At 68.1% G+C, this 17,593-nt stretch carries 13 protein-coding genes and 1 riboswitch; of the genes, 9 read left to right on the top strand and 4 right to left on the bottom strand.

Annotation, left to right across the window (positions count from 1 at the left end):
* Nucleotides 1–46 precede the first annotated feature (46 nt).
* Nucleotides 47–2,896, bottom strand: coding sequence for a pitrilysin family protein (locus ABE543_RS14600; protein ID WP_346475830.1), 2,850 nt, complete (start codon nucleotides 2,894–2,896; stop codon nucleotides 47–49).
* Between the two features lie 414 nt (nucleotides 2,897–3,310).
* Between ABE543_RS14600 and ABE543_RS14595 the strand changes: the two genes are divergently transcribed.
* Together ABE543_RS14595 and ABE543_RS14590 are read left to right on the top strand one after the other, a co-directional pair.
* Entirely contained in the window at nucleotides 3,311–3,787 is a 477-nt protein-coding gene (locus tag ABE543_RS14595) for a hypothetical protein (protein ID WP_065182052.1), read from the top strand.
* A gap of 66 nt (nucleotides 3,788–3,853) precedes the next feature.
* Nucleotides 3,854–4,333, top strand: coding sequence for a tRNA (cytidine(34)-2'-O)-methyltransferase (locus ABE543_RS14590; protein ID WP_061479351.1), 480 nt, complete (start codon nucleotides 3,854–3,856; stop codon nucleotides 4,331–4,333).
* Between the two features lie 141 nt (nucleotides 4,334–4,474).
* Here ABE543_RS14590 and ABE543_RS14585 read toward each other — a convergent pair whose 3' ends face one another.
* Nucleotides 4,475–5,638, bottom strand: a complete 1,164-nt coding sequence (locus ABE543_RS14585) for an acyl-CoA dehydrogenase family protein (protein WP_346475833.1) — start codon at nucleotides 5,636–5,638, stop codon at nucleotides 4,475–4,477.
* A 256-nt stretch (nucleotides 5,639–5,894) separates the two neighbouring features.
* Between ABE543_RS14585 and ABE543_RS14580 the strand changes: the two genes are divergently transcribed.
* Together ABE543_RS14580 and ABE543_RS14575 are read left to right on the top strand one after the other, a co-directional pair.
* A complete protein-coding gene (locus ABE543_RS14580; RefSeq protein WP_346475829.1) occupies nucleotides 5,895–7,571 on the top strand; it encodes an electron transfer flavoprotein-ubiquinone oxidoreductase in 1,677 nt (558 codons plus the stop codon).
* Nucleotides 7,572–7,636: 65 nt separating this feature from the next.
* A complete protein-coding gene (locus ABE543_RS14575; protein ID WP_053518416.1) occupies nucleotides 7,637–8,038 on the top strand; it encodes a c-type cytochrome in 402 nt (133 codons plus the stop codon).
* Here ABE543_RS14575 and ABE543_RS14570 read toward each other — a convergent pair.
* On the bottom strand, nucleotides 8,032–11,634 hold the full coding sequence (locus ABE543_RS14570; RefSeq protein ID WP_346475828.1) for a transporter substrate-binding domain-containing protein: 3,603 nt from the start codon (nucleotides 11,632–11,634) through the stop codon (nucleotides 8,032–8,034). The two genes, ABE543_RS14575 and ABE543_RS14570, sit on opposite strands and share 7 nt — an antisense overlap.
* A 75-nt stretch (nucleotides 11,635–11,709) precedes the next feature.
* Here ABE543_RS14570 and ABE543_RS14565 point away from each other — a divergent pair, with 75 nt between their 5' ends.
* The 5 genes from ABE543_RS14565 (at nucleotide 11,710) to pnuC (ending at nucleotide 17,147) form a co-directional block, all read left to right on the top strand.
* A complete protein-coding gene (locus ABE543_RS14565) occupies nucleotides 11,710–12,348 on the top strand; it encodes a response regulator transcription factor (protein WP_053518414.1) in 639 nt (212 codons plus the stop codon).
* 188 nt (nucleotides 12,349–12,536) lie between these two features.
* The gene (locus ABE543_RS14560; protein WP_074902303.1) at nucleotides 12,537–12,920 is read left to right on the top strand and encodes a glycine zipper 2TM domain-containing protein; all 384 of its coding nucleotides are present in this window, start codon (nucleotides 12,537–12,539) and stop codon (nucleotides 12,918–12,920) included.
* Nucleotides 12,921–13,043: 123 nt separating this feature from the next.
* Entirely contained in the window at nucleotides 13,044–14,168 is a 1,125-nt protein-coding gene (locus ABE543_RS14555; protein WP_346475827.1) for a phosphotransferase, read from the top strand.
* Nucleotides 14,169–14,211: 43 nt separating this feature from the next.
* A riboswitch (TPP riboswitch) is annotated at nucleotides 14,212–14,306 on the top strand.
* 70 nt (nucleotides 14,307–14,376) lie between these two features.
* On the top strand, nucleotides 14,377–16,566 hold the full coding sequence (locus tag ABE543_RS14550) for a TonB-dependent siderophore receptor (RefSeq protein ID WP_346475826.1): 2,190 nt from the start codon (nucleotides 14,377–14,379) through the stop codon (nucleotides 16,564–16,566).
* A gap of 8 nt (nucleotides 16,567–16,574) precedes the next feature.
* Nucleotides 16,575–17,147, top strand: coding sequence for a nicotinamide riboside transporter PnuC (gene pnuC, locus ABE543_RS14545; protein WP_053518445.1), 573 nt, complete (start codon nucleotides 16,575–16,577; stop codon nucleotides 17,145–17,147).
* 16 nt (nucleotides 17,148–17,163) lie between these two features.
* On the opposite strand, the gene ABE543_RS14540 is transcribed toward pnuC, so the two are convergent.
* Nucleotides 17,164–17,583 carry a hypothetical protein gene (locus ABE543_RS14540; RefSeq protein WP_346475825.1) on the bottom strand — a complete coding sequence of 140 codons (420 nt, stop codon included), beginning with the start codon at nucleotides 17,581–17,583 and terminating at the stop codon, nucleotides 17,164–17,166.
* Nucleotides 17,584–17,593: the final 10 nt, after the last annotated feature.

Raw genomic sequence — 17,593 nt, 5'->3', positions numbered from 1 at the left:
GAGGGTAGCCGGGAGGCCTGCCCGCCGTGGCGGGCAGGCCTGTCCCTTACTTCTTGACCGGCTTGCCTTCGGCATCCAGCACGGTCACCTCGCCCAGGTTCAGCGCGCGCACGGCTGGCTCGGTCTGCTTGAGGTCGCCCACCACCACCCAGGTCAGCGCCTGCGGCTTGATCTCGGCCGCAGCCTGCTGCACCTGGGCCGGCGTCATCGCCTCGATCTCGGCCTTGCGACGCAGCACATAGTCATCCGGCCGCTTGAACTGCACGATGCTGCTGATGGTCGCGGCGACCGCACTGGCGGTCTCATAGGCGCCCGGCAGGCTCAGCGTCTGGATGTTGCGGATGCGGTTGACCTCGGCAGCGGTGGCCGGCTTGCTGCCCGTGCTGAACTCGACGATTTCCTTCTGCATCTCGGCCAGCGCCGGGCCGGTCTTGTCGATCTGCACCGGCGCACTGGCCGCCCACGGCCGCTGTCCGACCGAGTTCGGCGCACTGCTGCGCGCGCCATAGGACCAGTGCTTGTCCTCGCGCAGGTTCATGTTCAGGCGCGAGGTGAAGTCACCGCCGATCACACCGTTGGCGATATCGAAGCGGGTCGAGCTGGCGTCACTGGACGGCGGCACCACCTGGCCGGCGAACAGGTTTGCCTGCACCGCACCAGGCTGATCGATCAGGAACACGCGCGGGCCCTTCGGCAGCGCCACATCGGTGGCCGCCTTCACCTGCGGCGCATCGCCCGTGGCCTTCCAGTCGCCCAGCTGCTTGTCCAGCAGGGGCACGATCTCGGCCAGCGTGGTATCGCCAACCACGATCAGGGTGCCATCCTGCGGGCGCAGCCAGTCGCGGTGGAAGTCGACCAGATTCTCGCGGGTGAGGCTGCTGATGGCCGCTTCATCGCCGCTGCCAGTGAACGGAATGGCGTACGGATGGCCTTTGCCGTACAGCAGCGGCGGCAGCACGCGCATGGCCACCGCGTTCGGGTTGACCTTCTCCTGCTGGATGCCGGCGATCCAGGTGGCCTTGACCCGGTCGATCTCGGCCTGTTCGAAGCGCGGCTCGCGCAGCAGATCGCGGTACAGGGCCAGCGATGGCACCAGGTTCTCCTTCAGTGCCGACAGGTCCACGGTCACCGAATCCAGGCCGGCACCGGCGTCCAGGCTGGCACCCAGCGCATCGGCGGCATCGGCGAAGGCCAGCGAGCCGAGCTTGCCGGCGCCTTCGGTCATCAGGTTCATGGTGAAGTTGGCGGTGCCCGGCTTGCGGCCCTGGTCGGCGGTGAATCCACCCGGGAACTGGTAGCTGAACTGCACCACCGGAATCTCGTGGCGCTCGGCCAGCACCACCTGGGTGCCGTTCTTCAGCGTGGCGCGCTGCAGGGCGGGGAACTTCAGCTGCGGGAATTCACGGGTCTGCGGCACGCCGGCCTTGCGGTCCACCTGCTCCGGCAGAGTGCTGTACTTCGGGTCCACCGCCGGCACGTTGAACGGCTTCGGCGCCTGTGAGGGATCTTCCTTCAGCGCCACGCGCTCGCCCGGTTCGACCACCAGCGTGTGGCTGCCGACGTCCAGCCACTGCGCGCCCAGGCGCTTCAGGTCGGCCGCGGTCGCCTTGTCGATGTTGGCCAGCGACGTGCGGAAGCAGCCCGGGTCGCCGGTGTAGACCGCGCATTCGGCCAGTGCGTCGGCCTTGCCACCGAAACCACCGATGCGCTCGATGCCGCGGATGAACGCTGCGCGCGAGCCGGTCTTGGCACGCGCCAGCTCGTCGGCCGTGGGGCCCTCCTTGATCAACCGGTCCAGTTCTTCGTCGATGATCTTCTCGACCTTGGCCGGATCCTGGCCCTGCTTCACCGTGGCCATGACGATGAAGTTGGAACCCAGCTGCGAGGCGTAGGCGCCGGCGCTGATGTTGTCCACCAGCTTGTCCTGGTGCTGCAGTCGCTGGCTCAGGCGCGAGGACTTGGCGCCGCCGAGCACATAGGCCAGCAGCTGCAGCTGGTCGACGTCGGTGGTGCCGACCTGCGGCACGTTCCAGGCGCGGTAGATGCGCGACTGCGGCACCTTGTCGGTCATCGTCTCGCGGGTGTCGGCCGGGCGCTTGGCCACGTCGACCTTCGGCTGCGCCATGCTCGGACCGGCCGGGATGCTGCCGAAGTAACGGGCCACCTTCTCCTTGGCGGTGGCCACGTCGATATCGCCCGCCAGCACCAGCACCGCGTTGTTCGGGCCATACCAGGTGCGGAACCAGGTCTTGACGTCATCCAGCGAGGCCGCGTTGAGGTCGTTCATCGAGCCGATCACGCTGTGGTGATACGGGTGGCCGGCCGGGTACATCGCACGGTTGAGCTTCTCCCAGGCCTGGCCGTAGGGCTGGTTCTCGCCCTGGCGCTTCTCGTTCTGCACCACGCCGCGCTGCTCGTCCAGCGCGGCCTGGTCGATCGCACCGAGCAGATGGCCCATGCGGTCCGACTCCATCCACAACGCCATGTCCAGCGCGGTGGTCGGCACGTTCTCGAAGTAATTGGTGCGATCGGTATTGGTGGTGCCGTTCTGGCCGGTGGCACCCACCTGCTTGAACGGTTCGAAATACTCGCCGTCGTGGTTTTCGCTGCTCTGGAACATCAGGTGTTCGAACAGGTGGGCGAAACCGGTGCGGCCCGCAGGCTCGTCCTTGCTGCCGACGTGATACCAGACGTTGACCGCCACGATCGGCGCCTTGCGATCGGTATGCACGATCACGCGCAGCCCGTTGGGCAGGGTGAACTGCTCGAACGGAATATCGACCTTGGCCGGCGTGAACGTCTTGGCCGCCAGTGCAGGAGTGGGCGCGAGCGTGCCCAGGGCAGTGCTGAGGGCAACAGCGAGCAGTGCAGCACGCGGGCGCAGGGCGAGAGACATTTCCGGATCCTTGGTCACGTTGGTGAAGCCCGATCCTAGCGTGCCCATCCGGTGCCCGGAATCCGCCAGCAGTCACTGGGGGTGTTTGCCCCCGTAGCCGTTCAGGGCCTTGTCGGCGGCCCCCGACAGCAGTCACGTCTCCCCCGCCCCCGCGTCCGGACAGTGTCCGCGCCCCCTCGGATGGACAGGTGTCCGCCCCGCGGACACTTTCCGACGGGAGAAAACCCTTTCAAATCAATGATTAAAAGTTGGCACGGGGTTTGCTTGGTACTTCCTGCGCCAAGAAGGGCTTCAGACAAAAGCTGACTGAAGACTGAACAAACGCAAGAAATCGAAAATTTCCCTTGCATCCCCCGAATTGGTGTTCTACCTTACTACCACACCACCGATCAACAACACTAAACAGGCCCCGTCATGAACGCCAAGACCATTGCCATCGCCATCGCCCTGATCGCCGGCACCGCGGTTGTTTCGTCGGTGCAGGCCTCCGAATCCATCAAGACCCTGGCCACCGTGCAGGTTCGCCCGGCCGCCGACCAACTGGCCCAGCAGGCCTGGGAACAGGCCAGCGGCATTCCGACCCTGGCCACCGTGGAAGTGCGCCCCAGCGCCGACCAGCTGGCCGAACGCGACGGCTTCACCGCCGCCCCGGTCGCCGCCGCCCTGCCGATCACCACCCTGGCCGCGGTGGAAGTGCGCCCGAGCCTGGAACAGCGCGTCGCCCTGGCCGCCGAACTGGAAGCACAGCGCTACGCAGCCACCCTGGCCGCCGCCGCCACCAGCGTTGCCAACCAGGTGATCGTCAACCTGCCGACCCTGCAGGTGCGTCCGAGCGCGGCCGACCTGCAGGCCCTGGCCACCGAAACCGCCCAGGTCCTGCTGCGCCCGTAAGCGGTGCCCGCCCTGCCCTGGCAGGGCGTGCGCCGTACTGGCAGCCGTCGCAGGTACACTGCGCCGATGAATGCCGCACCCCAGTTCCACGTGATCCTGTTCCAACCGGAAATCCCGCCCAACACGGGCAATGTGATCCGGCTCTGCGCCAACACCGGCGCGCAGCTGCACCTGGTCGAGCCACTCGGCTTCGCACTGGAAGACAAGCAGCTCAAGCGCGCCGGCCTGGACTACCACGAGTACTCGCGCCTGCAGGTGCACCCCGACCTGGACACCGCGCTGGCGCGGATCGCACCGAATCGGTTGTTCGCACTCAGTACCCGCGCCAGCGTGCGCTACGACAGCGTGGCCTTTGAAGAGGGCGATGCCTTCCTGTTCGGCCCGGAAAGCCGTGGCCTGCCGCAGGACGTGCTCGATGCACTGCCGGATGGCCGGCGCCTGCGCCTGCCGATGCGGCCGGACAACCGCAGCCTCAATCTTTCCAACACCGTTGCCGTGGTGATGTATGAAGCCTGGCGGCAGCACGGGTTTGCCGGCGGCGCGTGAGAGGAAGCAGCCGAGCATGGGCTCGGCTCTACACGTACGTGTGACCTGCTTATGGTGGGTGCGGACCTTGGTCCGCACCGATGCCCGGATGCGCGCCGAAGAAATGTGCCGACCAAGGTTGGCACCCACCGGAACCCGCTGTCAGAACGCGTTGATGCCGGTCAGTTCGCGGCCAATCACCAGCTGGTGCACGGTCTCGGTGCCTTCATAGGTGATCACCGATTCGAGGTTCAGCGCGTGCCGGATCGCCACGTGTTCGGTGGTGATGCCAGCCCCACCGAGCAGATCGCGACACTCGCGGGCGATGTCGATGGCCATGCGGCAGTTGTTCCACTTGGCCAGGCTGACCTGCTGCGGCTGCAGCTGGCCGGCTTCCTTCAGCCGGCCCAGTTGCAGGGCCAGCAGCTGGGCGGTGGTGATGCGGCGGGCCATTTCCGCCAGCTTGATCTGCGCGCTCTGGGTGGCGGCCAGCGGGCGGCCGAACAGCACGCGCTCCTTGGCGTAGCCCAGCGCTTCATCCAGGCAGGCGATGGCCGCGCCGATCGGGCCCCAGCTGATCCCGTAACGCGCCTGGGTCAGGCACCCGAGCGGCCCCTTCAGGCCCTTCACGTTGGGCAGGCGGTGGCTGTCGGGCACGCGCACATCGTCGAAGAACAGCGCGCCGGTCAACGAGGCACGCAGGCTCATCTTGTGCTTGATCTCCTGCGTGCTGAAGCCGGCCATGCCCTTCTCCAGCACGAAGCCCTGGATGCCGTCCTCGGTCTGTGCCCAGACGATGGCCAGGTCGGCCACCGGGCCGCTGGTGATCCACATCTTGCTGCCGCTGATGCGCCAGTCGCTGCCGTCGCGCACCGCGCGGGTCTTCATGCTGGCCGGGTCGGACCCACCGTGCGCCTCGGTCAGGCCGAAGCAGCCGATCAGTTCGCCGCGTGCCATCGCCGGCAACCACTGCTGGCGCTGTTCCTCGCTGCCGTACGCGTAGATGGGATACATGCACAGCGAGCTCTGCACCGAAACGAAGCTGCGCAGGCCCGAATCGCCGCGCTCCAGCTCCTGGCAGATCAGGCCATAGCTGACCGCGCCGAGGCCACCGCCACCGTATTCGGCCGGCAGTGTCGCGCCGAGCAGGCCCAGAGACGCGATCTCCGGTACCAGTTCGGCCGGGAAGCGCGCCTGGTCGAAGGCATCGCCGATGATCGGCAGCACGCGCTCGTTGGTGAAACGGGCCACGCTGTCCTGTACGGCGCGCTCTTCCTCGCTGAGCAGGGAACGGACATCGAACAGGTCGTACGGATCCAGGGCCATGGCACTCACACGCAGTCGGGACCGGGCCATTGTCGGTCATCCGGGAAGCGCGTGCCGACCAGGGTCGGCACCCACCCGGCTGCGGGCGTGCGCTGCAGTGCAGCAATCACGACGTGAACATCGGCGATCTAGCTCGATCACGCCCGTCCCGGTACCCTGACACATTCAAACAACCGTTTCGCCGTGGCTGCACGCGCGATTTCCAGGCAACCGCCGGTGGCCCTGCTACCGGCACTACCCACGAGTCATGCAATCGATGAGCGCTGAAGCCAACGCCCTGCCCCCGCGTGAAGTAATGGAGTTCGACGTGGTGATCGTCGGTGCCGGCCCAGCCGGGCTGGCCACCGCGATCCGCCTGCGCCAGCGTGCGATCGAAGCCGGCCGCGAACTGTCGGTGTGCGTGCTGGAGAAGGGCTCCGAGCCCGGTGCACATGTTCTGTCCGGTGCGGTGATGGACCCGCGCGCTCTGACCGAACTGTTCCCGGACTGGGCCGAACGCGGCGCACCGCTGAAGCAGAAGGTCACCCGCGACGAGTTCCTGTTCCTCAGCGAGACCGGGTCGCGCAGCACGCCCAATGCGCTGCTGCCGGAGTGCTTCCACAACGAAGGCAACTACATCATCAGCCTGGGCGAAGTGACCCGCTGGCTGGCGCAGCAGGCCGAGGCGCTGGAAGTGGCGATCTTCCCCGGCTTCGCCGCCGCCGAGGTGCTGTACGGCGACACCGGCGAAGTGATCGGCGTGGCCACCGGCGACATGGGCATCGAGAAGGACGGCAGCATCGGCCCGGCCTTCGAGCGCGGCATGGCGCTGCATGCGAAGTACACGGTCTTCGCCGAAGGCGCGCGCGGCCACCTCGGCCGCCAGCTGATCGCCCGCTACAAGCTGGACGAAGGCAAGGACCCGCAGGCCTACGGCATCGGCATCAAGGAACTGTGGCAGATCGACCCGGCCAGGCATGAGCCGGGCATGGTGGTGCACGCCGCCGGCTGGCCGCTGGACAGCGACACCTACGGCGGCGCGTTCCTCTACCACGCCGACGGCGGCAAGGTCGCCATCGGCTACGTGGTCGGCCTGGACTACAAGAACCCCTGGCTGAGCCCGTTCGAGGAATTCCAGCGCTTCAAGACCCATCCGGATATCCGCAAGCATCTGGAAGGCGGTACCCGCATCGGCTACGGCGCGCGTGCGATCACCGCCGGCGGCCTGCTGTCGCTGCCGAAGACGGTGTTCCCCGGTGGCGCGCTGGTCGGTTGCGAGGCCGGTTATCTCAACGCCAGCCGCATCAAGGGCAGCCATGCCGCGATCAAGACCGGCATGCTGTGCGCCGACGCCGCGTTCGACGCGCTGGCCGCCAACCGCCAGCACGATGAACTGAGCGCCTATCCGCAGGCCTTCGAAGCCAGCTGGCTGTTCACCGAACTGCAGCAGGCCAAGAACTTCAAGCAGTGGTTCAAGAAGGGCCAGACCGTGGCCACGCTGATGACCGGTGTGGAGCAGTGGCTGCTGCCCAAGCTGGGCGTGCGCAACCCGCCGTGGACGCTGCACCGTACGCAGCCGGACCACGCCTGCCTGGAGCCGGCGGCCCAGCACACCCGCATCAGCTACCCGAAGCCGGACGGGGTGCTGACCTTCGACCGTCTCAGTTCGGTGTTCCTGAGCAGCACCAACCACGACGAGAACCAGCCCAGCCACCTGACCCTTAAAGATCCGAGCATTCCGGTGAAGGTGAACCTGGCCGAGTACGCCGGCCCGGAAGCGCGCTACTGCCCGGCCGGCGTGTACGAGTTCGTTGGCGAAGCCGACAACGCACGCCTGCAGATCAACGCGCAGAACTGCGTGCACTGCAAGACCTGCGACATCAAGGATCCCACCCAGAACATCGTCTGGGTGACCCCGCAGGGCGGCGGCGGCCCGAACTACTCGGGCATGTGACCGCAGGGGGCTGCGACCGCGTGTCGCAGCCCGGCCCGCGGCGGCCACGGCTATCCTCTCCGCCCATGCGTGCCTTCCGTCTGCTCCCTGCCCTCGTCCTGCTGCTGGCGTGCAGCGGCTGCCAGCGCACGGCCACGCCACCGGCCACACCTGAGCAGGCGCGACAACAGGCGATGCAGCGCGCATTCGAACTGTGTGCGGGCTGCCACACGGTGCAGGCCGGTGGCATCCACCGGTTCGGCCCCAACCTGCACGGTGTGATCGGACGCCGCGCTGGCAGCCTGCCCGACTATGGCTATTCGCAGGGCATGCGCCGGGCCGACATCGTCTGGACCGCGCAGACCCTGGATGCCTTCCTGCAGTCACCAACGCAGCAGGTGCCCGGCACGCGCATGTACAACGCGTTTCCCAGCGCCGAACGACGTGCGCTGGTGATCGCTTACCTGCAGCAGCAGTCTGCTCAGTGAGACAGCCCCTGCAGCTGCTGCCGCAGGCGTGACAGGAACGCCTGGACTTCGGCGAACAACGGCGCGCTGTCCCCTTCTCCGGCGTCTTCCAGGCGTTCGACCAGGGCATTGGCCTGCGTTGCCAGCGCATGCGCACCCACCGCCCCGAGCCCCCCGGCCTGGCGATGCAGGTGCAGGGCGGCGGCCTCGCGGTCGCCGGCCTGCACCGCACGCTGCACGGCCGCGATATCCACCTCGCTGGCCTGCAGCAGGGTGGCGGCCAGCTGCACGGCGACCGCATGCGAACCGAAGCGCCGCTGCAGGCCCGCCAGGTCCAGCGATGCGTCGCCCTCCACCGCTGCGGGCGACTCGGCGGTCGCCTCCGGTGCCACGGACGCCTGCGGCAGCCATCGCATCAACGCCGCGCGCAGCGTAGCCAGCGACAAAGGCTTGGCCAGCACCTCATCCATGCCGGCCTCGCGGCAACGTCGCGCGTCGTCGTCCAGCACGCTGGCCGTCAATGCCAGTACCGGCATGCGCGCCTGGCCCTGGCGGCCTTCGCGCTCGCGCAGCAGGCGGGTGAACGCAAAGCCATCGAGAACCGGCATGCGGCAATCGGTGATCACCAGGTCGAAGCGTTCCGACGCCAACCGGTCCAGCGCCTGCTGGCCATCACTCACCAGCACGTGCGGAAGGCCCAGCTGCTGCAGCCGCCAGGCCATCATCGCCTGGTTGGTCGGATGATCCTCGATCACCAGCACGCGGCTCTGGCGCAGCGCGGTCGGCAGCAGCGCCGCCTGCTCGTGCTCGCTCGCCAGCACGGCGACGTCCTCGATGCCGGCTTCCACCAGCGACAGACGGACCTCCGCGCGGGTGCCCTCGCCGAGCGTGCTCTGCAGGGTCAACGTGCCGTCCATCATCTGCACCAGCCGCTGGCAGATGCTCAGGCCCAGGCCGGTTCCGCCATGGTCGCGCTGGATGTATGCACCGGCCTGGGTGAACGGCGCGAAGAGGTGCTGCAGCTGTTCCGGCGCGATGCCCATGCCGGTATCGATGACGCTCAGGCACAACGGCTGACTGCCATCGGCGGTAGTCGGCCCGAGCACCTCCAGCCGCAGCCACACATCGCCCTGCGCGGTGAACTTGATGGCATTGCTGAGCAGGTTGAAGACGATCTGCCGCAGGCGCACGCCATCCACTTCATGCGCCGCAGCCAGCTGCGGATCGATCTGCACGTGCAGGGCCAGGCCACGCGCGCTGGCCTGCGCCGACATCAGCCGGCACACGCCTTCCAGCAGGGTCCGCAGTGACAATGGCACCGGTTCCAGGCGCAGCGCACCGGCTTCGATGCGCGAGTAGTCGAGGATGTCATCGAGGATCTGCCGCAGCATCTGCGCAGAATCCTCGATCACGGCAAGGATGCGCTGCTGTTCTGCATCCAGCGGCGAGTGCGCCAGCACTTCCAGCATGCCCAGTACACCGCTCATCGGCGTGCGGATCTCATGACTCATCGTGGCCAGGAAGCGTGATTTGGCCTCGGCCGCCTGTTCCGCCTCGATCTTGGCCGCCGCCAGCGCATCGGCCTGTACGCGTGCCTGGGTCACGTCCACCCAGTAGCCGCTCCAGGTGACGGCGCCGGCCTCGGTGGCGTAAGGGTGAGCCTGGCTGCGTACCCAGCGCGCGGGCGTGCCGTCATCACCCGGCAGCAGGCGGAACTCGAAGGCCAGCGGCGCGAACTGGCGGGCCGCCTGGTCGATCGCCTGCAGCACGGCCTGGCGGTCGGTGTCCTCGATCCGCGCCAGCAGCGCCTGCGCATCCTGCTCGGCACGCTGCCGCGGAATGCCGAACAGTGCCTGCAGGTCGCCGGCGATGAAGGGGAAGGCCAGGCTGCCGTCCGCGTCTCGACGTGCCTGGTAGACCACCGCAGGCAGATTGTCGGTGACCTCGGCCAGGCGCTGCTCCAGATGGCGGCGCCCGGCCACCTCCCGGCGCAGCCGCCAGTGACCGACGCCATGCACCACCGCCCCGGTCAGCAGCACCAGCAGCAGCGGAAGCCCCCAATGCAGCACGGCGTCCCAGTCCACGCCACTGCGATACTCCACGGCCAGCCAGTCGCCCCGCAGCGCCTCATGCTCCCGCGGTGACATCTGCAGCAGCAGGCGGTCGAAGGTGGTCGCCAGGGCGGCATGGCGACGGTCGACAGCCAGCGCCAGCTGGTCGCCGAATCCGGCCGGCGCAAGGATCTGCAGACGGCCCGGGAAGCGGTTGCGCAACAGGTGATCGACCAGGACCAGGTTCCCCACGTAGGCATCGGCCTCGCCATCGGCCAATCGCTGCAGCGCCTGCTCGCCACTGCGCGCGGGAATGATCTTTGCCCGTGGCGCCTGCTGCAGCACGTAGCCGCGCAGGCGTTCCGGGTCGGACAGCAGCACGCGCTTGCCCTGCAGATCGGCCAGCCCCAGGATCGCCGGGCTGTCGCGCGTGCCGACGATCACGCTCGGCACGCTGATGAAGGGCTGGCTGAACACCCAGTCCGGCCCCAGGTAGCGCGAATCGGTGGGAATGCCCATCACCGCCTGCACCTCACCCTGCAGCGCCTTCTCGCGCACCTCGAACCAGTCGTGGCTGGTTTCCACCTTCAGGTTGGCGCCGACCTGGATCAGCCGCCGCAGGTACTCGCTGGTCAGGCCGCTGGGCTGGCCGTCGTCGTCGGTGAACGAAAGCGGCGCGGCATTGGGCGCAAAGGTGATCTTCAACGGCTGCTGCAGCACGCGCTTTTCGGCCTGGCTCAGGGCCAGCTGCGCCGACGCGGACCATTCCGGAGGCCGCAGCCAGCGCTGGGCCAGCGCGTCCCGCTGCGCCTGGCTGGTGGCAGCCAGCGCAAGATCCAGTGCCTCGGCCAGCGGTTGCTTGCCGTTGGGGACGCCGAAGTGCGCCCGCTCCGGCGGCAGATCGCTGGGCCGCAGCAACACCACGCCCTTCAGCTGATGGGCCGCGATCAGCTCGGTGACGACATAGGCATTGCCGATATAGACGTCGGCCTTGTCGTCTCTGACCATCTGCAACGCCGCCAAAGTGCCATTTGCGACAAGTTGTCGTGCCCGTGGGAAACGGGCGCGCACCTGCGGTGCGGTCAGGAAATCCTGCTCGATCACCACCCGCAGTCCGTCCAGATCCGGCATCTCCGAAGCACGCAGGTCTCCGGGCCGTCCGACCACCGCCAGCGGCGCCTCGGCATAGGCCGAGGTGTAGACCATGCAACGGGTTCGGTCGGCACTGAGGCCGATGTTCATGACCACATCGATCTCGCCCCGGCATGCCGCGTCCAGCACGGATGGCCAGTCCGGATAGCGGCGTGCCTCGACTTTCACGCCCAAACGACGAGCCAAAAGCGACAAGTAGTCCGGTCCCAGGCCGACCTGCTGGCCTTCGTGGATCGACTCGAAAGGGGGCCAACCGCTGTCATACTGCCCGACGACGATGCGAGGGTGCGCGGTCAGGTATTCGCGTTGCAGGGGACTCAACGGCAATGGGCCGGGCGCGAGTTGCGCCCAAGCGACGGCAGGACCCAACATGGCCAGCAGCAGGACCCGCCCGCGAACAGCCCAGCTACGCATCGGCGTTGATCTCCTAGAATCCTGCCAGGAGCCGCGATGGTCGCGGCCCGGCGTGCCCGGTGGTCATACTAGAGCATGAGCTTGCGCATCATCATCGCAGACGACCACCCCGTGGTCCGTATCGGAACCCGCGCCGTCATCGAGTCCAGCGGCGTTGGCCAGGTCGTCGGTGAAGCCGACAGTGCCCAGGCGCTGATGGCGCTGCTGACCAGCCAGCCATGCGACCTGCTGGTCACCGACTATTCGATGCCCGGCAGTCCCCAGGCCGATGGCTTCGCCATGATCGGCATGATCCGGCGCCGCCATCCCGACCTCAAGGTGCTGATGCTCAGCGTTTCCAGCAACCTGGCGATCCTGCGCATGGTGCTCGACAGCGGCGTGCTCGGCCTGGTCGACAAGAGTTCGTCGATGGACGAGCTGCCGCAGGCGATCCAGGCGGTGAACCGCGGCCAGCTGTATATCAGCCGCAGCCTGCGCGAGCGGGTCGAGGCCGCCGGCAGCTGGCGCATGCGCGAAGGCGACGGCAAACCGCTGTCGCCGCGCGAACTGGAGGTGCTGAGGTTGCTCGGCACCGGCATGACGGTGAAGGAGATCTCGGTGCAGCTGCACAAGAGCGTCAGCACCATCAGCCGGCAGAAGGGCGATGCGATGCTGAAGCTGGGCCTGAAAGGCGATGCGGAGCTGTTCGACTATCTGCGTGACGGCAAAATCTGAATCCTGTCCATCCAGCCGTTGAACTTTCAGGCAGGCTTCATGCCGCCTGACGCTAGATGAATACGCACGCCGCCCAGTGGCCCACGCAATGTTCCGGCAATCTCCGGGCGCCAGCGTGGTCACTACGGCAGCCAGGGCGCCCGCGCCCTCCCTGCCCACCGTGGCATGCCCCTACAGGAGAACCGAACATGCTCAGTACTTCCGCTCTCAGCTTCCGTGGCGTGGCGATGGCCCTGGCCCTGCTGGCCGGTGTCGCCGTGGTCAGCGACGCCAGCGCCATGTCGAGGAAGGACAAGCGCACCGTCGTCGGTGCGGTGGTGGGCGGCGTCGCCGGCCACCTGATCTCCAATGGCGATCCGGCCGCCACCGTCGGCGGTGCCGTGGCCGGCGGCGCGATCGGCAACCTGACCACCCCGGACCGCCACGACCGTCGTTATGACCGCCGCTACGACCGCGGCTACCAGCGCGGCTACGACCGGGGCTATGGCTATCGGGACCGCGGTCATGACCGCCGCTGGCGCGACAGCGACCGCCGCTACTACCACGACCGCGGTCGCCACCGCGGCTGGTAACCCTCGCCGGCACTGCCCGGCATCACCGGCAACGGGCGGGTCGATGACCCGCCCGTTTGCGTCCGGACCGTCCATGGCGTTGAATGCGCAGCCCTGGATGACTCCTTTGCCCCCGGCCCCCGCATGACCTCCACCGCCCACCGCGTGCAGGGCCTCAACAACGATGAGGTCGCTGCCGACTGGCCCGCGATCGATGCAGCCGAGGTTGCCTGGCTGGCCCGCCGTTATCGGGTGCTGGACGCGGACAGCGCCCTGCGTTGGCACAGCCCCCGGCCGTTGTCGGCCGCCGCGCTGGCTGAAGGTGCCCGCGGCCGGGTGTTCATCAAGCGCCACCACCGCAGCGTGCGCAGTGCCGCCTGCCTGCAGGAGGAACACCGCTTCATCGCCCATCTGGACGCTGCCGGCGTGCCGGTGGTGAAGGTTCTGCCCACCGCCGGAGGCGACAGCGCCATCGAGCATGGGCCTTGGACCTATGAACTGCATTCACCGGGGGTGGGTGACGATCTGTACCGCGACGCCGCCTCCTGGACGCTGCTGACGGACATCGCACGGGCGCGTTCTGCCGGACGCATGCTGGCCCGGCTGCATCAGGCCGCCGCCAGCTACCACGCCCCGCAGCGCAGCACGCATGTCCTGGTGGCACGCGACGAGCTGATCCGCGCCACCGACCCCATCGGCGCGCTGGAAGCGGGTCTTCCCGACCGCCCGGGACTGGCGCGCTACCTGGCGCGGATTCCGTGGCAGGCGCAGCTGCGCCGCGACGTCCTGCCCTGGCATGCCGGCCTGGCCGAGCGCCTGTCCGCCGAGCCGCCGCTGTGGGCGCACAACGACTGGCATGTGTCCAACCTGCTGTGGCGCGGCGACGACGTCAGCACCGTGCTGGATTTCGGCCTCGCCTCACCCACCAGCGCGCTGTTCGACCTGGCCACCGCGATCGAGCGCAACGCCGTGGCCTGGCTGGAGCTGGAGCGGGGCCATGAGGCGGTGCGCATCGACATCGCGCTGGCGCTGCTCGACGGCTACCGCGAAGTACTGCCGTTGTCGGCCACCCGCCTGCATCTGCTGGCGGACCTGCTGCCGATGGTCCACTTCGACTTCGCACTGTCCGAAGTGGAGTACTTCGAAGGCATCACCGGCTCGACGGCGAACGCCGATGTCGCCTGGTATCCCTTCATGCTGGGCCATGCCGCGTGGTTCGCCAGCGCACCCGGCCAGGCCCTGCTGCAGGCGCTGCATGCCGCCGCCTGAAGGGCATCGGCTCGCAAATCCCTGCCATCTGTAGTGAAATAGCGGCCTGAAGCGGGGGTGCCTGGATCTGCAGGCTGAGAGAGTCCCTTGGAACCTGATCCGGTTTGCACCGGCGTAGGGAGCTTTGAGCCGCAGCCACACCCCCGTTCCGGGCCGGTGCACCTGCGCGCCGTCGCTTCGTCTCCCCTGTTGTCCGAAGACGAATCGAATGAACCGCTGCCTGCGTCCCACCCTGCTCGCTCTCGCCCTCTGTGCCGCGCTGCCGCTGCATGCCAGCGAGGCTGGAGCCTCCCCCGACGTGACAGCCGACAGCGGCGAACGTTCGCCCACCGAGCTGGCAGCGGTCCGCGTGCAGGCCGGCAGGCCGGCGGCCGACAGCGCGCGGGTCAGTGCATTCGGCGCCGGATCCTGGAAGGACACCCCGGCCTCGGTGAACGTGCTCGAACGCGACTACCTCGACCGTCGACAGGTGCGCTCGTTGTCCGAACTGGCAAGCAATGACGCCTCGCTCGGTGATGCCTACGCGCCGGTGGGCTACTACCAGAACGTCGCCATCCGCGGCTTCGCGCTCGATGCCGCCACCGGCTACCGCTTCAATGGCCTGGCCATCGCCGGCGAGCAGCGGTTGGCGCTGGAGAACGTGCAGGCGGTGGAGATCCTGAAGGGTGAGGCCGGCCTCGCCGCGGGGGTGATGGCACCCGGCGGCATCATCAACTACATCGGCAAGCGCCCGGCCGAAGTGCGCACGGCTACCATTGGCACCGATTCGGAAGGCTCGCGCTATGCCGCCGTCGATGTCGGCCACTGGATCACGCCGCGTTTCGGCATCCGCCTCAATGCCGCCTGGGAGGGCAGCGAGTCCTACGTCGAGCACGCCGACGGCCGCCGCAACTTCTATTCGCTTGCAGCGGACTGGCTGATCGGCGAGCGCGGCAAGCTGGAAGTGGACGCCAACTACCAGACCAGTTCGCAGCGCTCGGTGTCCGGTTACCAGCTGCTGGGCGCACATGAGCTGCCTCGTGGCGTCGACCGCGAGCACCTGCTGGGCTATCAGCCGTGGCAGCGCCCGGTGGAAATCGCCAGCACCAACATCACCGCCGTACACACCTACGACTTCAACGAGCGCTGGCAGTCGCGGCTGTCGGTGGGCCACAGCCGCTCGGTGATCGACGACAACGTCGCCTTCGCCTATGGCTGCTACTACGCCGACGCGTGCGCTGATGGCAGCGTGCCCGGCAACTACTTCGCCCCCAACGGCGACTACGACATCTACGACTACCGCAGTCCGGACGATACCCGCCGCAACCAGCAGGCGCGCGCCGAGCTGCGTGGCCGCTTCGACACTGGCAGCGTCGGCCACCAGCTGACGGTCGGCGCCGACACGTTCCGCCGCACGGTGGACAGGCGACCGAGCGTCAACGAGTACGTGGGCAGCAGCAACATCCACAACACGCAGGTGCCGGTGTACGAGCCCTCGCCGCTGATGCCCGGCCCCTCCGCGCGGCGTCTGGACAGCCGCCAGACCGCCGTGTTCGCGCTGGACCGCATGCAGTTCGGCGATGACTGGCAGTGGCTGGCTGGTGGCCGCTTCGTCCGCCTGAACGAGCGCGCCTACGACAAGCGCGGCAAGCCGCAGCGGCACAGCCGGCTGTCGCGCTTCCTGCCGCAGACCGCGCTGGTATGGAAGGCCACCGACCAGCTCAATGCGTACGCCAGTTATGTGCGCGGCATTGCGCTGGGCCAGGAGGCACCGTTCTGGACCTCCAACGCCGATGCCTTCCTGCCGGCGGTGCAGTCACGGCAGCTGGAAGCCGGCGTCAAGTACGTGCCAGCTGCCTCGCTCACCCTGGGCGCCGCGCTGTTCCGCATCTCGCAGCCCTACCAGTACGCCATGCCGGATGACAGCGATGCCGGTTACACCTTCGTCGAGCGCGGCACGCAGACCCATACCGGCCTGGAGCTGACCGCCAACGGCCAGCTGACCGATGCGCTGCAGATCGTCGCCAGCGCCAGCGTGCTGCAGGCGCGTGCACGCGATACCGGCACGCCGGGCCAGGAAGGCCATCAGCTGGTGAACGTGCCGAAGGTGCGTGCCAGTGTGCATCTGGCCTACGCACTGCCGTTCGTGCAGGGCCTGGATGTCACCGGTGGCTGGCGCTATGCCGCCGCCAATGTGGCCCGTGCCGACGGCGGCGTACGTGCGCCGGACTATTCGGTGTTCGATGCCGGCCTGCGCTTCCGCCACCGCGTGCATGAGCGCGCCGTGACCTGGAACCTGTCGGTGGACAACGTGTTCAACCGCTTCTACTGGCGCGACACCGGCAGCAGCGGCGGTGACTACTACCTGTTCCCCGGCGCACCGCGACAGGCACGCCTGTCGGTGACGTTCGCGCTGTGAGCGGCGCCGTGCTCGAGTGGACCGCCGCGCTGTGCAGCGTGCTGGGCGTATGGCTGATGGCGCGCCGGCGGCTGGCAGCGTGGCCGGTCGGCCTGCTGTCGGTGGCGCTGTACGGCCTGGTGTTCGCCGAGGCCAGGCTGTACTCCGACACGCTGCTGCAGGTCGCCTTCGCCGGCTTCCTGGTCTATGGCTGGATCAACTGGCGCCAGCACGCCGCCGATGAGGGCAGCATCCGCATCGTGCCGCTGGCACGCGGAAAACTGCTGCGTGACCTGATCATCGGCCTGTGCGGTGGCGTGGCGCTGGGCACGGTCATGCACACCTTCACCGATGCGGCGCTGCCATGGCTGGACGCGATGCTGACCGCCCTGAGCCTGGTCGGCCAGTGGTGGCAGGCGCGCCGCCATGTGGCGTGCTGGTGGGTGTGGATCGGGGTGGACGTGGTTTACGTGGGCGCGTACCTGTTCAAGTCGCTGCACGTCACGGCCGCGCTGTATGTGTTCTTCCTGGGGCTGGCAGTATTCGGCCTGCGCGCCTGGAGTGCGGCGGCGCGGGAGCGCGAGCTGCTGCCGGCGCGGTAGTGCCGCGCAGTGCACTTCACTTCGGCTGCAGCACCAGCCCCAACCGCAACGGCTGGCGCATGTCGGCCGGTGGCGCCGACGACAGCGGCGCCGACTGCAGCGTCGCGCGCAGATCCGCGTCCGCCTGCGCATCGCCGAGACTGTCGAATTCCAGTTTCGCGATGCGGCCATCGGCTGCGATCCAGAGGCTGACCGGCAGCGGCGTGGGCACCTGTGGATGCGCCTGCAGCCAGGCCAGCACGCGCTGCACCTTCGGGTCCTGCTCCTGCTGCAGGCGCTGCTGCAGTTCACTGCCTGCCGTGGCGGCGTAGGCCATCCAGTGCGGTGGAGCCTCATCGGCCGAGACGGCCCCGGCGCCGCCCAGCGCCAGAAGGCCGATCAGCGACGCCAGCGGTCGCCACCAGCGGCGGCGGTCGGCGCGAAGTATGGATTCCATGGCGGTACCC

The sequence above is a fragment of the Stenotrophomonas sp. TWI169 genome, from assembly GCF_039674705.1.
In the GTDB taxonomy this organism is placed as follows: domain Bacteria; phylum Pseudomonadota; class Gammaproteobacteria; order Xanthomonadales; family Xanthomonadaceae; genus Stenotrophomonas; species Stenotrophomonas maltophilia_P.
The sequence above is the reverse complement of the archived record's forward strand: the minus strand, read 5'-3'. Positions and strand labels throughout refer to the sequence as shown.

Coding starts and splice junctions, on each gene's coding strand:
- ABE543_RS14585 (WP_346475833.1), bottom strand. CDS start 5,638: ATGGCCCTGGATCCGTACGACCTGTTCGATGTCCGTTCCCTGCTCAGC.
- ABE543_RS14560 (WP_074902303.1), top strand. CDS start 12,537: ATGCTCAGTACTTCCGCTCTCAGCTTCCGTGGCGTGGCGATGGCCCTG.
- ABE543_RS14590 (WP_061479351.1), top strand. CDS start 3,854: ATGAATGCCGCACCCCAGTTCCACGTGATCCTGTTCCAACCGGAAATC.
- ABE543_RS14575 (WP_053518416.1), top strand. CDS start 7,637: ATGCGTGCCTTCCGTCTGCTCCCTGCCCTCGTCCTGCTGCTGGCGTGC.
- ABE543_RS14570 (WP_346475828.1), bottom strand. CDS start 11,634: ATGCGTAGCTGGGCTGTTCGCGGGCGGGTCCTGCTGCTGGCCATGTTG.
- ABE543_RS14540 (WP_346475825.1), bottom strand. CDS start 17,583: ATGGAATCCATACTTCGCGCCGACCGCCGCCGCTGGTGGCGACCGCTG.
- ABE543_RS14555 (WP_346475827.1), top strand. CDS start 13,044: ATGACCTCCACCGCCCACCGCGTGCAGGGCCTCAACAACGATGAGGTC.
- ABE543_RS14580 (WP_346475829.1), top strand. CDS start 5,895: ATGAGCGCTGAAGCCAACGCCCTGCCCCCGCGTGAAGTAATGGAGTTC.
- ABE543_RS14600 (WP_346475830.1), bottom strand. CDS start 2,896: ATGTCTCTCGCCCTGCGCCCGCGTGCTGCACTGCTCGCTGTTGCCCTC.
- ABE543_RS14565 (WP_053518414.1), top strand. CDS start 11,710: ATGAGCTTGCGCATCATCATCGCAGACGACCACCCCGTGGTCCGTATC.
- ABE543_RS14595 (WP_065182052.1), top strand. CDS start 3,311: ATGAACGCCAAGACCATTGCCATCGCCATCGCCCTGATCGCCGGCACC.
- ABE543_RS14550 (WP_346475826.1), top strand. CDS start 14,377: ATGAACCGCTGCCTGCGTCCCACCCTGCTCGCTCTCGCCCTCTGTGCC.